The 15038-nt window shown below is 46.8% G+C and carries 17 protein-coding genes and 1 other RNA gene; 13 read left to right on the top strand and 5 right to left on the bottom strand.

Annotated elements, in window-relative coordinates:
* The gene (gene zapG / locus VV1_RS02920) at positions 1–450 is read right to left on the bottom strand and encodes a Z-ring associated protein ZapG (RefSeq protein ID WP_011078686.1); all 450 of its coding nucleotides are present in this window, start codon (positions 448–450) and stop codon (positions 1–3) included.
* Between the two features lie 159 nt (positions 451–609).
* On the opposite strand from zapG, the gene zapE reads away from it, so the two are divergent.
* From zapE to sspB, 8 genes are all read left to right on the top strand, one after another.
* Positions 610–1713, top strand: coding sequence for a cell division protein ZapE (gene zapE / locus VV1_RS02915; RefSeq protein ID WP_011078685.1), 1104 nt, complete (start codon positions 610–612; stop codon positions 1711–1713).
* A gap of 251 nt (positions 1714–1964) precedes the next feature.
* Positions 1965–2393 (top strand): 50S ribosomal protein L13, encoded by a 429-nt coding sequence (gene rplM / locus VV1_RS02910; protein WP_011078684.1) that lies wholly within the window; start codon positions 1965–1967, stop codon positions 2391–2393.
* A 15-nt stretch (positions 2394–2408) separates the two neighbouring features.
* Positions 2409–2801 (top strand): 30S ribosomal protein S9, encoded by a 393-nt coding sequence (rpsI, locus tag VV1_RS02905; RefSeq protein WP_011078683.1) that lies wholly within the window; start codon positions 2409–2411, stop codon positions 2799–2801.
* Between the two features lie 330 nt (positions 2802–3131).
* A complete protein-coding gene (petA, locus tag VV1_RS02900) occupies positions 3132–3722 on the top strand; it encodes a ubiquinol-cytochrome c reductase iron-sulfur subunit (protein WP_011078682.1) in 591 nt (196 codons plus the stop codon).
* A complete protein-coding gene (locus tag VV1_RS02895) occupies positions 3722–4987 on the top strand; it encodes a cytochrome b (RefSeq protein ID WP_011078681.1) in 1266 nt (421 codons plus the stop codon). The genes petA and VV1_RS02895 overlap by 1 nt, the downstream gene beginning before the upstream one ends.
* A complete protein-coding gene (locus VV1_RS02890; protein WP_011078680.1) occupies positions 4984–5721 on the top strand; it encodes a cytochrome c1 in 738 nt (245 codons plus the stop codon). Before VV1_RS02895 ends, VV1_RS02890 begins: the two co-directional genes overlap by 4 nt.
* A gap of 97 nt (positions 5722–5818) precedes the next feature.
* Entirely contained in the window at positions 5819–6454 is a 636-nt protein-coding gene (gene sspA, locus VV1_RS02885; RefSeq protein ID WP_011078679.1) for a stringent starvation protein SspA, read from the top strand.
* 3 nt (positions 6455–6457) lie between these two features.
* A complete protein-coding gene (gene sspB / locus VV1_RS02880; protein ID WP_011078678.1) occupies positions 6458–6934 on the top strand; it encodes a ClpXP protease specificity-enhancing factor in 477 nt (158 codons plus the stop codon).
* 76 nt (positions 6935–7010) lie between these two features.
* Here sspB and VV1_RS02875 read toward each other — a convergent pair whose 3' ends face one another.
* From VV1_RS02875 to VV1_RS02860, 4 genes are read right to left on the bottom strand one after another with little or no spacing between them, the layout of a single operon-like run.
* Positions 7011–7604, bottom strand: coding sequence for a BON domain-containing protein (locus tag VV1_RS02875; RefSeq protein ID WP_011078677.1), 594 nt, complete (start codon positions 7602–7604; stop codon positions 7011–7013).
* Between the two features lie 2 nt (positions 7605–7606).
* On the bottom strand, positions 7607–8197 hold the full coding sequence (locus VV1_RS02870) for a phosphoheptose isomerase (RefSeq protein ID WP_011078676.1): 591 nt from the start codon (positions 8195–8197) through the stop codon (positions 7607–7609).
* 3 nt (positions 8198–8200) lie between these two features.
* On the bottom strand, positions 8201–8569 hold the full coding sequence (locus VV1_RS02865) for a YraN family protein (protein ID WP_011078675.1): 369 nt from the start codon (positions 8567–8569) through the stop codon (positions 8201–8203).
* The gene (locus tag VV1_RS02860; RefSeq protein WP_011078674.1) at positions 8556–10367 is read right to left on the bottom strand and encodes a penicillin-binding protein activator; all 1812 of its coding nucleotides are present in this window, start codon (positions 10365–10367) and stop codon (positions 8556–8558) included. The genes VV1_RS02865 and VV1_RS02860 overlap by 14 nt, the downstream gene beginning before the upstream one ends.
* Positions 10368–10435: 68 nt before the next feature.
* On the opposite strand from VV1_RS02860, the gene rsmI reads away from it, so the two are divergent.
* The 5 genes from rsmI to VV1_RS02840 all read left to right on the top strand — a co-directional run bounded on the left by rsmI (position 10436) and on the right by VV1_RS02840 (position 15026).
* Positions 10436–11299, top strand: coding sequence for a 16S rRNA (cytidine(1402)-2'-O)-methyltransferase (gene rsmI / locus VV1_RS02855; protein WP_011078673.1), 864 nt, complete (start codon positions 10436–10438; stop codon positions 11297–11299).
* Between the two features lie 99 nt (positions 11300–11398).
* An RNA gene (rnpB, locus tag VV1_RS22990) (RNase P RNA component class A) lies at positions 11399–11840 on the top strand.
* A 181-nt stretch (positions 11841–12021) separates the two neighbouring features.
* Positions 12022–12972 carry a 16S rRNA (cytosine(1402)-N(4))-methyltransferase RsmH gene (gene rsmH, locus VV1_RS02850; protein WP_011078671.1) on the top strand — a complete coding sequence of 317 codons (951 nt, stop codon included), beginning with the start codon at positions 12022–12024 and terminating at the stop codon, positions 12970–12972.
* A gap of 9 nt (positions 12973–12981) precedes the next feature.
* Positions 12982–13299, top strand: a complete 318-nt coding sequence (ftsL, locus tag VV1_RS02845) for a cell division protein FtsL (protein ID WP_011078670.1) — start codon at positions 12982–12984, stop codon at positions 13297–13299.
* Positions 13296–15026 (top strand): peptidoglycan glycosyltransferase FtsI, encoded by a 1731-nt coding sequence (locus VV1_RS02840; protein WP_011078669.1) that lies wholly within the window; start codon positions 13296–13298, stop codon positions 15024–15026. The genes ftsL and VV1_RS02840 overlap by 4 nt, the downstream gene beginning before the upstream one ends.
* Positions 15027–15038: the final 12 nt, after the last annotated feature.

Below are 15038 nucleotides of genomic sequence, written 5' to 3'. Positions count from 1 at the left end.
TTAGGATGCTTTTGCAGTGATGGCTTCTGGTGCATCTAGGATGACTTTTTTCTGATCATTGAATAGCCCAGTTGCGCCGTTAGCGTAATCTTTTGGCTGTTCAGTGACTTCATCCGTTACATTTTCTTCGGTGTTATCTTCTTTCGCCGACAGTGCCACTTTATCAAATGGATTGTCTTGCGCTGGCAGGTTCGGTAGAAGCTCTGCCGAAGTCTTCGCCATATGCTGATATAGCTTGCTGTAATCTTTACCGAGTGTTTCGAGTAGCTCAGCGGTTTGGGAGAAGTGATCAATCAGCTCTTGGCGTTGTTGCTCTAGTTCATATTTTGCTACATCGAGCTCTTTTTTGATGTTCTTCTGTTTTTTATATTCTGGCGTGGTAAGTCGTGATACGACAACACCAACAATTGCTCCGACAAGCAAGCCCACAATGGCATACATCCAAGGCATAACAGCTCCTTATAATGGTTTTAACATGTTATTTACTGCTTAGTTACACGTATTGCGCCACCATGTTACTATGGGAGCAGTAGTCAATAAAGCAAAATAGCAACGACACAATCTCAAGTTTGATAACGGGATTTTATGCCCTGTTTTGGTATGAGAACAATGAGCCCATTAGAAAAATACGAACACGACCTCGCGCATAACGGATTCCAGAAAGACGCTGCTCAGTACAATGCAGTGCGAGCACTAGATAGGCTTTTTCATCAATATCTCGATTATTGTGCCCAGCCTCAACCGCAACAAACGCGTTGGCAAAAATTATTAGGCAAACAGCCGCCAGCCAAATTACCACCTCAAGGACTCTATTTTTGGGGTGGTGTTGGGCGTGGAAAAACGTATCTCATGGATACTTTTTTTGAGGCTTTGCCAACTCAACGCAAAATGCGCGTCCATTTTCATCGCTTTATGTATCGAGTTCACGATGAACTGAAACGGTTAGGTGATGTAGAAAATCCACTGGAAAAAGTGGCTGATGTGTTTAAGAAAGAGGCGGATATTGTCTGCTTTGATGAGTTTTTTGTTTCGGATATTACCGATGCGATGATTCTCGGCACGCTGATGCAGGCGATGTTTAGGCGTCAAATGATACTGGTGGCGACGTCGAACATTGTACCTCAAGAGCTATATCGTAATGGATTACAGAGAGCGCGCTTTTTGCCTGCTATCGCTTTGATTGAGCAACACTGTGAAGTGCTCAATGTGGATAGTGGTATTGACTATCGTCTACGAACGTTAGAGCAAGCAGAGATCTATCATTATCCATTGGATGAGCAGGCAAATCTCAATCTAAATCTCTACTATCAGCAGTTAGTCGGAGAGGGCAAAGCCAAATTACACAGTGTTGACATCAATCATCGCCAAATAGCCGTTATAGAGGCCAGTGATGGGGTACTGCATGCTACGTTCGCCCAGCTATGCCAAACCGCACGCAGTCAAAATGACTATATTGAACTGTCCAAAATCTATCACACGGTGTTGTTGGCGGATGTGCCACAAATGGACAATAAGATCGATGATGCCGCGCGGCGATTTATCGCCCTCGTGGATGAGTTTTACGAGCGACACGTTAAATTGATTATTTCGGCGGAAGTCGCACTAGAACAACTCTATCTGCAAGGGCAATTGGAGTTTGAGTTTAAGCGTTGTCAATCTCGTTTAGTGGAAATGCAAAGTCATGAGTACTTAGCGAGAGAACATCTGGCTTAGATTGTTTATTGGGAGAAAGACGTGACGAAAAAATTAGTGATTGAGTGCAAAAAAAGGTGATTTTTTCTTCGCTCTTCTCTATAATCCTGCGACCCACCGTTACTGCAGACCTAATTTATCGAAGTTATTCGAGATATAAGGTCGAGAGTGCCAACCGCTCGAAGGGGTGATGACTGGGCTCTTAGACAGTGTGGGAGCACAGCGGTGTGTTCCTTTAAAGTTTAAATTTGAATTAACGGGTTATTATTAGCATGAAAACTTTCGTTGCTAAACCAGAAACTGTAAAACGCGACTGGTACGTTGTAGACGCTGAAGGTAAAACTCTTGGCCGTCTAGCAAGTGAAATTGCATCTCGCCTACGTGGCAAACACAAAGCTGAGTACACTCCACACGTTGACACTGGTGATTACATCATCGTTATCAACGCGGAGAAAGTTACTGTAACTGGTAACAAAGCTGCAGCAAAAACTTACTACCGTCACACTGAATTCCCTGGTGGTATTAAGTCAATCACTTTTGACAAGCTGATTGTTCGTAAACCAGAAATGGTCATTGAGCTAGCGGTTAAAGGTATGCTACCACGTGGTCCTCTAGGCCGTGCTATGTACCGTAAGCTAAAAGTTTACGCTGGCGCTGAGCACAACCATGTTGCTCAACAACCAAAAGTACTAGACATCTAATTGGGGATATCGGAAATGGCAGAGAATCAATACTACGGCACTGGCCGTCGCAAAAGCTCAGCTGCTCGTGTTTTCATCAAACCAGGCAGCGGCAACATCGTAATCAACAAGCGTGCGCTTGAAGAGTACTTCGGTCGTCCAACTTCTTGCATGGTTGTTAAACAACCTCTTGAATTGGTAGACATGGTTGAGAAGCTAGACCTATACATCACTGTTAAAGGTGGTGGTATTTCTGGTCAAGCTGGCGCAATCCGTCACGGCATCACTCGTGCTCTTATGGAATACGATGAATCTCTACGTCCTGCTCTACGTGCAGCTGGCTACGTTACTCGCGACGCTCGTTGCGTTGAACGTAAGAAAGTTGGTCTACGTAAAGCACGTCGTCGTCCACAATTCTCTAAGCGTTAATTTTTCGTTTTCGAAAAATTTACGCTCCAGAATTATTTCTGGAAGTTGTGGTTCAAAGCTCGGCTATATGCCGAGCTTTTTGTTTATTTATAGCTACTTATTTCCTTTCTTTGTTACATCTCACACCAAATATTTAGAATTTTGCCGCTTTTGTGACGTCGTGAGCGATTTACCTCACAAATGTTACAAAAAGGTAGCTTTATCTTGTCAAAAAGTAGGGTTTTATTTATCATTTCTCGTCAATAAATAGAACTAGATTCATATTTTGTTAGCCATGCTCTATAAGCGGAATAATCACGATCCAAAAGGAGCAAATGGGAGAATGTTTGGATGAGCAACGCGCCTTTAAATAACGGTCGCAGGCGTTTTCTAACCGCCACAACAGCAGTTGTTGGTGGATTAGGGGCAGCTGCCGTCGCCGTTCCTTTTATCAAATCATGGAATCCGAGTGCCAAAGCGAAAGCTGCTGGTGCGCCGGTGGAAGTGGATGTTAGTAAAATTGAAGCCGGACAGATGATTCGTGTGGAATGGCAAGGTAAACCTGTATGGGTTGTACGCCGTACCCAAGAAGTTATCGACAACCTCAAAACGATTGGTGGTCAGCTACGCGATCCTCAATCTGAGATGGAACAACAGCCAACTTATGCTCAAAACGAGTTTCGCTCAATTAAACCTGAGTTTTTTGTTGCGGTCGGTTTCTGTACACACCTAGGTTGTTCGCCAACCTATCTGCCAGATTCTTTCGCAGAACAAGTGCAAGGCGTGAAATCGGGCTTCTTCTGCCCATGTCACGGCTCTAAGTTTGATATGGCAGGCCGCGTGTTCCAAGGCGTTCCTGCACCTTTGAACTTAGTGGTACCTAAGCACATGTATTTAAGCGATACCACGATCCTTATCGGTGTTGACGAGGGGGATGCCTAATGCAAGCACTATTAGACTGGGTTGAAAAACGTATCCCTGCGATGAATGCTTACAAAAAGCATTTGTCCGAATACCCAATGCCAAAGAACTTCAACTTTTGGTACCTTTTTGGTTCTTTAGCAATGCTCGTACTGGTAAACCAGATCCTAACGGGTATTTGGTTAACCATGAACTATGTTCCTTCTGGTGAAGGTGCATTTGCTTCTATCGAATACATCATGCGTGATGTGGAATATGGCTGGTTGTTGCGTTACATGCACTCTACAGGCGCTTCTGCATTCTTCGTGGTGGTTTATTTGCATATGTTCCGTGGTTTGATCTACGGTTCTTACCAAAAGCCTCGTGAGCTACTGTGGATCTTCGGTATGTTGATCTTCCTAGTACTGATGGCAGAAGCGTTCATGGGATATCTACTTCCATGGGGTCAGATGTCTTACTGGGGTGCACAGGTAATCATTTCCTTGTTTGGTGCGATTCCGGTCATCGGTGATGATTTAACCTTGTGGATCCGTGGTGACTACATCATCTCGGGTGCAACGCTGAACCGTTTCTTTGCTCTGCACGTCATTGCCTTACCTATCGTGCTGCTACTGTTGATCGTGTTGCACATTCTGGCGTTGCATGAAGTGGGTTCTAACAACCCAGACGGCATTGAAACGAAGCTGCCGAAAGGTTCAATGGGACCAGATTACAAGACACAATTTAAGTTCCACGAGTACTACTCAAACAAATACGACATCATTGATTCGATTCCTTTCCACCCTTATGGAACGGTAAAAGATATGGTGGGTGTAGCGGGCTTCCTGTTCTTGTTCTGCTATGTCTTGTTCTTTAACCCAGAGATGGGTGGGTATTTCCTAGAGCCGCCTAACTTTGAAGCTGCAAACCCGCTGAAAACGCCTGAGCACATTGCACCAGTTTGGTACTTTACGCCTTTCTATGCCATTTTGCGTGCTGTTCCAGATAAGCTGTTGGGTGTTGTAGCGATGGGACTATCGATTGTGTTCCTATTCCTACTGCCATGGTTTGACCGCTGTAAAGTTCGCTCTTACCGTTACCGTAGCAAAATTCATTTGATTAACATTATCCAGTTTACGATCAGCTTTATTGCATTGGGTATTCTTGGTGCGCTTCCAGCAACACCAACTTACACGCTACTAGCTCAGATCTTTAGCTTGGGTTATTTCATGTTCTTTATTCTTCTGTACGTATACAGCAAGAATGAAGCAACGAAGCCACTACCAGAGAGGGTGACATTCAAATGAAGAAATGGATTGTAATTCTATTTGCTATGTTGCCATCACTGGCGATGGCGGCGGGAGCGGGTGTTCCGTTGGACAAAGCAAATGTTGATTTGTCAGACAAAGCATCACTACAAAATGGTGCCAAGTTGTTCATGAACTATTGTTTTGCTTGTCACTCGACGCAGTATCAACGTTACGAGCGTGTGGCGGATGATCTTGGTATCCCTGCCGATCTCATGAAAGAAAATCTGATGTTTAACCCAGAGAGCAAAATTGGCGATCTGATGGTAAACGCTATGCCAGCAAAACAAGCTGCGGCTTGGTTTGGTGCACCGCCACCAGATTTGACGCTTGTTGCTCGTGTTCGTGGTGCTGATTGGTTGTACACTTACTTGCGTACTTTCTATGTTGATCCATCACGTCCATTTGGTGTGAACAACTTAGTTTTCCCAAGCGTTGGTATGCCACATGTATTGGAAGAGCTGCAAGGTATTCCTAACCCTGTTTACGGCACGAAAGTGGTTGATGGTAAGGAAGTCCAAGTTGTGGTTGGTGTTGAAAGCGACGGCACTGGTGAACTAAGCAAGGGTGAGTACGACAAAGCCGTGCTCGACTTAGTCAGCTTCTTGGTTTACTCCGGTGATCCAGTCAAGGCTGAGCGTCACGCCCTAGGTTGGTGGGTCATGGCTTTCTTAGTACTATTCACTATCGTGGTTGTGCTGCTGAAGAAAGAGTATTGGCGTGATGTGCATTAATTGTGCTATCATACCGCGCTAATTCCCAATTTTATTGAATAAACAATGGAGGCTTAGCCTCCATTGTTTTTATTATTGTAAGTGTACTGGAGGGCCCATGGCTTTAGCTGCCAATAAACGTTCTGTAATGACTCTATTCTCAAGTGCATCAGACTTGTACAGCCATCAAGTGCGTATCGTTCTCGCAGAGAAGGGTGTAAGTGTTGAGGTTGAGTTGGTTGATGAAACTAACCTACCAGCAGAGCTGATCGAGCTAAATCCTTATAAATCAGTACCAACACTGGTGGATCGTGAGCTAGCACTCTATGACTCGAAGATCATCATGGAGTACCTAGATGAGCGTTTTCCTCATCCGCCGTTGATGCCTGTTTATCCGGTAGCCCGTGGTAATAGCCGTCTAATGATGTACCGTATCGAACGTAACTGGTACTCATTGGCTGAGAAAATTGTTAAAGGCAATGCAGAAGAATCAGAAAAAGCGCGTAACAAACTGCGCAATGATTTGCTGACTCTATCGCCAATCTTCGCTGAATTTGAATACTTCATGAGTGAAGAATTTAGCCTAATTGACTGCTACTTAGCGCCTTTATTGTGGCGTTTGCCTCTACTGGGTATCGATCTGATTGGTCCTGGTTCAAAAGAGATCAAAGCTTACATGAACAAAGTGTTTGAGCGTGATTCATTCCTAGCTTCTTTAACTGAAGCAGAACGCGAGATGCGTTTGGTTCGTTAAGATATGGAAATTGCTCAAATGACCGCTCGCCGACCGTACATGCTAAGAGCATTTTACGATTGGCTAGTGGATAATGATTTAACTCCTCACCTCGTTGTGCAAGCAACATTGGCTGGAGTACGCGTACCTCAAGAGTTTATTCAAGATGGTCAGATTATTCTGAACATTGCCCCGCGTGCGGTTGGTAATCTTGAATTAGGTAACGACACCATCAGCTTTAATGCTCGTTTTGGTGGTCGTCCACATTCTGTGATTGTTCCGTTGTACGCGGTGCTGGCGATTTATGCTCGCGAAAATGGTGCTGGCACCATGTTCGAACCTGAAGAAGCGTATACCAGTATCCCTGGGGCTGAGCAGGAAGAGGACGATGGTATTTGGTTGGAAGAGGAGCATTCAGCGCCTCAACCTAGCATCGATTTTGATGATGAACCAGAGCCACCGAGACCCAAAGGTCGACCTAGCTTGAGAGTCGTTAAATAACGATGAACGTCAAATAATAAAAAAGCAGCGAAAGCTGCTTTTTTTGTGCCTGAGAGTTGAGCCATGCCGATATTGATCATTGGCTGGCATTATTCACTTGTGTTGCGTTCTCGCCATACTGGAATGCGCGAACAACCTGCTTAACTCCAGATATATTGCGTGCAATCTCAGTCGCTTTCTCCGCTTGTTCGCTGTTTACATAGCCAAACAGAAACACATCACCATCTTCGGTGATGACTTTGATTTTTACGCTGTTTAAGGATTCATCGGTAAGCAAGGCAGATTTCACCTTAGTTGTGATCCAACTGTCATTACTGATTTGTGACACGCTGAGTGGTGCTTTCACTTTAACTTGATTGTGAAGCACTTGAACACCTTTAATGCTACGAGCTTGCTGTTCAAATCCCGACCTTTCCTCAGAAGTGGAGGCTTGTCCCATCAACACCACCGTGCCATTGTAAGAGCTCGCGACGATTCGCACTTTGCCACGATAAGGTGCTTTATTGCCAATAGCCGCAATTTCAAACTCGATGTTGTTATCTTGCCAGATCTCTTTGGTTGTTCGTGTATCCGTCACAAGATTTGCGGTGGTTGCTGCTCCAGCGATGAAAAGCCCGGCACAACCTGATAAGGCCCAAGTTGTGATGAAAAGCAAAACGTAACGTAGCATCTTTATTCCTCGTGAGCAGGGAAAAGCACTTGATCAATGAGATCGCACAAACAGTGCAGTGTCACCATGTGCACTTCGTGAATACGTGCGGTGCGGTGAGATGGAATTCGAATCTCAACATCGTTTTCACCGAGTAAGCCTGCCATCTCGCCACCATCTTTGCCAGTGAGAGCAATGATCGTCATGTCTCGAGTTACCGCCGCTTCCATCGCTTTTATGATGTTTTTGCTATTGCCACTGGTGGAAATCGCCAACAAAATATCGCCAGGTTGACCAAAGGCACGCACCTGTTTCGAGAAAATCTCTTGATAGTGGTAGTCATTTGCCACTGCCGTCAGGGTGGTGTTGTCGGCGGTTAGCGCCATGGCTGGTAAGCTTGGGCGCTCAGTCTCGAAACGGTTGAGTAGACATGAAACAAACTGTTGAACGTTCGCAGCTGATCCGCCATTGCCACAACACAGAATCTTGTGACCATTCAGCAGAGTTGCCACCATCGCCTGTGCGGCATGGGTGATGGCGTCTGGCAGCGCTTCTGCAGCGGCGATTTGAATTTGAATACTTTCGGTAAAGCTGTCTTTAATGCTGTCGAGCATCGATTATCCTTGAGTAATTGCATTGGCGATCCAGTTAATATCATGGCCATTGGAGTGAATGGCCACAACATCAAACCGCATCGCAGTGTTACAAGCATTATATCCGTGTTTGTTTAACCATAAATAAGCGGTTTTAATAAGCTTGTTGGCTTTGGCAGGATTCACCATCTCTGCGGCGTCACCATAACAGCTATTTTTTCGATACTTAACTTCAACAAACACAATGGTTTGTGCTTCTTTGAAAATCAGGTCGATTTCGCCAACCTTGGTCGTAAAGTTGGCTTCAATAAACCTCAGTCCTTGGCGTTGTAAGTATTCCTTCGCCAAGGACTCATATTGGTTACCAATGGCGCGTCGGCTAAAGAGCCCCATGCTCTTTCCAGCTGATTTCGCGATGAACGACGCATTGATCATCAATCGTCAGCACGCCCGTTTGACCGTTGACGGCATGATTTGGGACCACTTTCATTTGTGGTAGTTCCGCCATCAGTTTGTAGGCATCCATCCCCAACGCTTGTAAGCGCTTTTGGAAGTTTGACTGATCTGGCCAAAGTTGTTCCATTTGGCTATCCAGTGCAGGGTTCACTTCAAGCAACATTGGAATGTCGCTGTAAACAATGCCTGTGAGGTCTTCGTATTGCTTCTCACCACTGTTGCTCATGGAATTGGAGAAGAGCTTCGGTGGTTTTGCATCTGGGTTTACCGCCACTTCAATAAATGGCTTGATGAGAGTGAGCTCTGAGCTGCGAGCAGCAATGTAGACGGAGTCAATGTCACGACGACTGCGAGGCTGCGTTTCCATTGGCAACTTCATTAGCCCTTCCATTTGCGCGATTCGTTGCTGACTTTCTTGTAAGCCAAATACCGAGTTTACATCACGTTGTAGCTGACGCTTATCACCAAAGTAGCTTACGGCCACTTTATTGGTGCTGTATTTCTTCCATTCGGCTTCAAAGGCGCTGACCACTCGTTGCCCTAAGTTACCTTGAGGGGCGAAGATGAGTGGATACTTGTAGCCATTAGCAAACAAGTGCTTCGCCGCTTGGGCGACTTCTTGTTCGGGAGAAAGGGTCAGGTAGCAGATCCCCGTCCCTGTTTGTAGCTCATCGGGAATGTTGAGTGCCAGTGACGGGATGGACACTTGGCCGCTGTCGTCACTTAACTCGCCTTGTAGCACTTCGATGACATCTTTACGTAGCGGTCCGACAATGAAATCAATTTGCTCATCGGTCAGTTGCTGTTTCAACTGATGTGGTTGATAGAGATTGGTATCAATGACCTTGAGGGTCGCTTCAGGATCGCGATCTTTGTCGTTCATCATGGCAAAGATGAAACCATCACGAATCAATTGTGCTTGCTTAGCATATTTGCCACTGAGAGGGAGCAATAACGCAGTGTGCACCGGTTGAACAATCTCTAAGTCGAGAATGCTTTGAATTTCAGCCGGTGTATACAAAGCAGCAGGGTGCGCGGTATTTTCTGTAAACCAATGTTCAAGCGTGTTTTTTAGCTGTGGCACATTGGCCGACATGGTTTTCATGTATATCGCCAATTGTAACCAGCCATCGAGCACTTCTTCGCTGGCATCGGGATGAAGTTGCGTGATCTCATACTGAGAGTAACCGGTAAAGTTCGCCCAAATTTGCTGCGCGATTTCAGCTTGCTGAGATTCGTCCACGTATTGGCTTAGAGTGACCAGTTGTCGGTTGGCTTCAAACGGCTGCTGTAACGCGGTGTAAGCTTCGGCACGCAACGTGTAATAATCTTTCCACTGTTCGTTTGGTAGTTTCCACCAAGCTTTGAAATTCAATAGCTCGATCACGTTGTCAGCTTGGTTGAGTTTGAGATGGTAAGCGGCACGTGTTAACTGCCATTCCGCCTGCTGCACTTCGGAGAGCGGCATTCTTGCTAAGCGTTTGATCAGTAAGTCAGCTTGAGCAAGATCGCCATTTTGCAGCGCTGCTTTGGCTGCCATAATCAGCCAATCTGCTTGTAGGCTACCCTCACTGCTGTCTGCATTTATCATGTAGTTTTGAACTGACAGGGTGGGCTCAAGTGTAATATCAACACTGGTTGGCGTTTTAGGGCCTGAAGAACAAGCCGCTAGCGTAATTGCCAGTGCAACTGGAGTGAGTAAGCGTGGTACACTGAGTCTCTTAGGGTTCATCATTGCCGTGAGTTCTCTTAAAGTCCGTACAAAATTGTCTCTATATTAATCGTTGAAGTGATGCTAAACAAATGACAGATAAAAATAACTTCCCAACAGAAGGCGCAACCCTCTATATCGTGCCGACACCGATTGGCAATTTAGGGGATATTACCCAGCGTGCCATTGAGGTGCTATCCAGCGTGGATATGATCGCTGCAGAAGATACCCGACATACAGGTAAGTTATTGTCTCACTTCAACATTCAAACTAAAACTTTTGCTTTGCATGACCACAATGAGCAGCAAAAAGCGCAAGTTTTAGTGGATAAATTGCTTTCCGGGCAGAACATCGCTTTAGTGTCTGATGCGGGAACGCCACTTATCAGTGATCCAGGGTATCACTTGGTTACACAGTGTCGTCAGGCGGGCGTTAAAGTTGTGCCACTTCCTGGTGCTTGTGCGGTGATCACTGCATTAAGTGCGTCAGGTTTGCCCTCTGATCGCTTTAGTTTCGAAGGTTTCTTGCCGCCAAAAAGCAAAGGTCGTAAGGATAAGTTCCTCGAAATCGCAAAGGTAGAGCGTACCTGTATTTTTTATGAGTCACCACATCGAATTGTTGATTCTTTGCACGATATGCTTGAAATCCTCGGTCCAGATCGCGAAGTCGTGTTGGCGCGTGAACTCACCAAGACCTTTGAAACGATTCAGGGCATGCGTTTGTCTGAGTTGGTTGAGTGGGTTCAGTCGGACGACAATCAGCAAAAAGGTGAGATGGTGCTGTTGATCCACGGTTACCGTGATTCTGCGGAGGAGTCGCTACCGGAAGAGGCATTACGGAGTTTGGCCATTCTGACCAAAGAATTACCATTGAAAAAAGCCGCTGCGTTAGCTGCGGAAATCTACAACTTGAAGAAAAATGCGCTCTACAAGTGGGGCCTTGAGAACCTCGAATAACGGTTCTCTGGTTTGGTTGGTTTGCAAAATCGTCCCTATTTGCGCCAATAATGTGATCTCACTAGACACTCAGTGGAGAAGTCTATACAATCCGCCCTCGGAGTTGACTGGGTAGTCGCTGCTTTGTTGATGTCCTTCGGGAGACTGACGTTGAAGTCCTTTGGGAGACTGACGTTGACGTCCTTCGGGAGACTGACAAAGGGGAGGAAAGTCCGGGCTCCATAGAGCAGGGTGCCAGGTAACGCCTGGGGGGCGCAAGCCTACGACAAGTGCAACAGAGAGAAGACCGCCGATGGCCTTGATTCGCAAGATGAGAGGATCAGGTAAGGGTGAAAGGGTGCGGTAAGAGCGCACCGGACGACTGGCAACAGTTCGTAGCAGGGTAAACTCCACCCGGAGCAAGACCAAATAGGCCTCCACATAGCGTTGCTCGCGTTAGGAGGCGGGTAGGTTGCTTGAGCCAGTGAGCGATTGCTGGCCTAGAGGAATGGCTACCGCCGCGCAAGCGGAACAGAACCCGGCTTATATGTCGGCTCCACCCTTTTAAGCCCATCATTACCTAGTAATGATGGGTTTTTTGCATTTTACTGACGCAATGATTATGTGAACCAATAAACTTGGCGCTATATCACGCCTGAACTTTGTCAAATAGTGGCACTGAACAAGGAAATCAGTACACTAATGATTCGCCGCACAGGCTTTGAATATTCAACGAGAAAACCATGACCGACACATTCCAGCACATTTCCGTACTACTTCATGAATCTATTGATGGTCTCGCCATCAAGCCGGATGGTATTTACATTGATGGAACATTTGGTCGTGGTGGTCACAGCCGTACGATTCTTTCTAAACTTGGCGAACACGGTCGTCTGTACAGTATTGACCGAGATCCGCAAGCTATCGCGGAAGCGGGTAAAATTGATGATCCACGTTTTACTATCATTCATGGTCCTTTTTCAGGAATGGCGAATTATGCCGAGCAATATGATTTAGTCGGTAAAGTGGATGGTGTGTTGTTGGATCTCGGCGTCTCCTCGCCACAACTCGATGACGCTGAGCGTGGCTTTAGCTTTATGAAAGACGGCCCGTTGGACATGCGTATGGACCCAACCTCGGGTATTCCAGTTTCTCAGTGGCTGATGGAAGCGGATTTAGACGACATTACGTGGGTGATTCGTGAGTTCGGTGAAGACAAACATGCCCGCCGCATTGCCAAAGCGATTGTTGCGCATCGCGAAGATGAAACCAAAGAGCCACTGACTCGCACGAGTCAACTGGCAAAACTGATTTCGGAAGCGGCGCCAAAAAGCTTTAAAGAGAAAAAACACCCAGCGACTCGTGCGTTTCAAGCATTTCGTATCTACATCAACAGTGAGCTTGAAGAGATCGATACCGCACTGAAAGGAGCGGCGAGTATTCTGGCACCAGAAGGGCGCTTATCGGTGATCAGCTTCCACTCTTTGGAAGACCGCATGGTGAAACGCTTTATGCGCAAAGAAAGTAAAGGGCCTGAAGTGCCTCACGGTATCCCTCTGACCGAGGCGCAAATCAAAGCGTTAGGCAGTGCCAATATGAAAACAGTGGGTAAAGCGATCATGCCAACAGCGCAAGAAATTGAACTGAATCCTCGTTCACGCAGCTCTGTGTTGAGAATTGCTGAAAAGCTTTAATTTAAACCTATGCGTCAAGCCAAGCCAAATCTCGCCAAAGAAATTTTCTTCGACCTACTGACGGTAGGTCGAACGCCTTTGATCTTGCTTGTCCTGATCTTTGCCTCAGCGATGGCGGTGGTTTTTGCCACCCACCATACCCGTCAAGCGATCACCCAAAAAGATGAAGCACTGCAAGAGCGTGAGCATTTGGATAACGAGTGGCGCAATCTGATGTTGGAAGAGACCGCACTGGCTGAGCACAGTCGCGTGCAAGAGATGGCGAAAAAAGAGCTCGAAATGAAACGGCCAGATGGCGACAAAGAAGTGGTGATTAATCTGAAATGATGGGTAAAAAGAGCAAAACCACCGTCAAACCCAAAGAGAGTGAGCAAGGGACATCTTTGCTTATCCGCTGGCGTTTCCATTTAGTCCTAGGATTTGTTTTCCTCGCGTTTGCTGCGCTTGTTGTTCGTCTTGCATTTATTCAAGTCATTGAGCCTGACAACCTTATTCGTGAAGGGGATCTGCGTTCTATCCGTGTGAAAGCCCTTCCGTCCGCGCGAGGTATCATCTCCGATCGCAATGGTGAACCTTTAGCGGTCAGTGTTCCCGTTGAAGCTGTCTGGGCCGATCCGGTGACGATTTTCAAAGAAAAGGCGCTGGATAACAAACAGCGTTGGTATGCGTTAGCCGATGTGTTGGGGCTGCAGCGTGAAGAATTGATTGAACGTATCGAGCGCAATGAAAGCCGCCGCTTCATCTACTTGCAGCGCCAAGTGAGCCCCGCGATGGCGAACTACATACGCGAGCTTAAAATTCCAGGCGTGGGGCTGAAATCAGAATCGCGCCGCTATTATCCCGCTGGTGAAGTGAGTGCTCATTTAGTGGGTGTAACGGGTATCGATGGTCACGGCCTTGAAGGGGTGGAACGCAGTTACGATAACTGGTTGACTGGTGAAGCGGGTAAACAGACGATTCGTAAAGACCGTTATGGCCGAGTGGTGGAAAACATTGCCTATGAAGACAGGCAAGAAGGCAAGTCACTTGAACTCACCATTGATCAGCGTCTCCAAGCCATTGCTTATCGCGCCATCAAACAGGCGGTGGCCGATCACCGTGCGACTTCTGGTTCGGCAGTGATGTTGGATGTAAAAACCGGCGCCGTGTTGGCGATGGTCAACGCGCCTTCTTACAACCCAAACAATCGCAGTGATTGGCAAAGCTACAAGATGCGTAACCGCATCATCACCGATTCGTTGGAGCCTGGCTCCACGGTGAAGCCTTTTGTGATTCTTGCCGCGCTGGAAAACGGCGTTGCCACCAAAGACACGGTGATCGACACGGGCAACGGCATTCTCCAAGTCGGTGGCAGTCGAGTACGAGATACGAGTAAGGTCGGTAAAGCGGACCTGACCGAAATCCTCAAAAAATCCAGTAATATCGGCGTGACAAAACTGTCGATGGAAATGCCCGTGGAAGCGATTCTCGGCATGTATAACTCGGTTGGGCTTGGAGAGCCTTCTGGGTTAAATCTTGTTGGCGAAGTGACCGGTATTTTCCCTACTCGTTCGCGTTGGTCTCCGATTGAGAGAGCGACGCTGTCGTTTGGGTACGGTCTGTCTATCACTCCGATTCAATTGGCTCATGCCTACGCAACCTTGGGCAATGAAGGTATGTACGAGCCGATCCACATCATCAAAAGCAACGACCGTGATATGGCGAAGCAAGTGGTGTCCAAACAACACGCTCGTGAAGTGCTCAATATGCTTGAAACCGTGACGCAAAAAGGCGGCTCAGCCAGACGAGCGGCCGTTCCGGGTTACCGGGTTGGGGCGAAAACGGGGACATCACGTAAAGCAACGGCTGGTGGGTATAGCGATGAGTACATCACCTACACGGCGGGGATTGCGCCAGTTAGCGATCCGAGAATTGCTTTGGTCGTGGTGGTCAATGAACCACAAGGGGATGATTACTATGGTGGTTCCGTTGCTTCCCCTGTTTTTTCAGAAATTATGAAAGGTGCGCTGCAAATTTTGAATGTGGCACCCGATGAAAATGCATTCCAGAACTAGTTTTATGGCTGA

It is taken from the genome of Vibrio vulnificus CMCP6, from assembly GCF_000039765.1.
Taxonomy (GTDB): domain Bacteria; phylum Pseudomonadota; class Gammaproteobacteria; order Enterobacterales; family Vibrionaceae; genus Vibrio; species Vibrio vulnificus_B.
The sequence above is the reverse complement of the archived record's forward strand: the minus strand, read 5'-3'. Positions and strand labels throughout refer to the sequence as shown.

Excerpts from the sequence above, each read along its gene's own strand:
- zapG (WP_011078686.1), bottom strand. The coding sequence starts at position 450 with ATGCCTTGGATGTATGCCATTGTGGGCTTGCTTGTCGGAGCAATTGTT.
- zapE (WP_011078685.1), top strand. The coding sequence starts at position 610 with ATGAGCCCATTAGAAAAATACGAACACGACCTCGCGCATAACGGATTC.
- rplM (WP_011078684.1), top strand. The coding sequence starts at position 1,965 with ATGAAAACTTTCGTTGCTAAACCAGAAACTGTAAAACGCGACTGGTAC.
- rpsI (WP_011078683.1), top strand. The coding sequence starts at position 2,409 with ATGGCAGAGAATCAATACTACGGCACTGGCCGTCGCAAAAGCTCAGCT.
- petA (WP_011078682.1), top strand. The coding sequence starts at position 3,132 with ATGAGCAACGCGCCTTTAAATAACGGTCGCAGGCGTTTTCTAACCGCC.
- VV1_RS02895 (WP_011078681.1), top strand. The coding sequence starts at position 3,722 with ATGCAAGCACTATTAGACTGGGTTGAAAAACGTATCCCTGCGATGAAT.
- VV1_RS02890 (WP_011078680.1), top strand. The coding sequence starts at position 4,984 with ATGAAGAAATGGATTGTAATTCTATTTGCTATGTTGCCATCACTGGCG.
- sspA (WP_011078679.1), top strand. The coding sequence starts at position 5,819 with ATGGCTTTAGCTGCCAATAAACGTTCTGTAATGACTCTATTCTCAAGT.
- sspB (WP_011078678.1), top strand. The coding sequence starts at position 6,458 with ATGGAAATTGCTCAAATGACCGCTCGCCGACCGTACATGCTAAGAGCA.
- VV1_RS02875 (WP_011078677.1), bottom strand. The coding sequence starts at position 7,604 with ATGCTACGTTACGTTTTGCTTTTCATCACAACTTGGGCCTTATCAGGT.
- VV1_RS02870 (WP_011078676.1), bottom strand. The coding sequence starts at position 8,197 with ATGCTCGACAGCATTAAAGACAGCTTTACCGAAAGTATTCAAATTCAA.
- VV1_RS02865 (WP_011078675.1), bottom strand. The coding sequence starts at position 8,569 with ATGGGGCTCTTTAGCCGACGCGCCATTGGTAACCAATATGAGTCCTTG.
- VV1_RS02860 (WP_011078674.1), bottom strand. The coding sequence starts at position 10,367 with ATGATGAACCCTAAGAGACTCAGTGTACCACGCTTACTCACTCCAGTT.
- rsmI (WP_011078673.1), top strand. The coding sequence starts at position 10,436 with ATGACAGATAAAAATAACTTCCCAACAGAAGGCGCAACCCTCTATATC.
- rsmH (WP_011078671.1), top strand. The coding sequence starts at position 12,022 with ATGACCGACACATTCCAGCACATTTCCGTACTACTTCATGAATCTATT.
- ftsL (WP_011078670.1), top strand. The coding sequence starts at position 12,982 with ATGCGTCAAGCCAAGCCAAATCTCGCCAAAGAAATTTTCTTCGACCTA.
- VV1_RS02840 (WP_011078669.1), top strand. The coding sequence starts at position 13,296 with ATGATGGGTAAAAAGAGCAAAACCACCGTCAAACCCAAAGAGAGTGAG.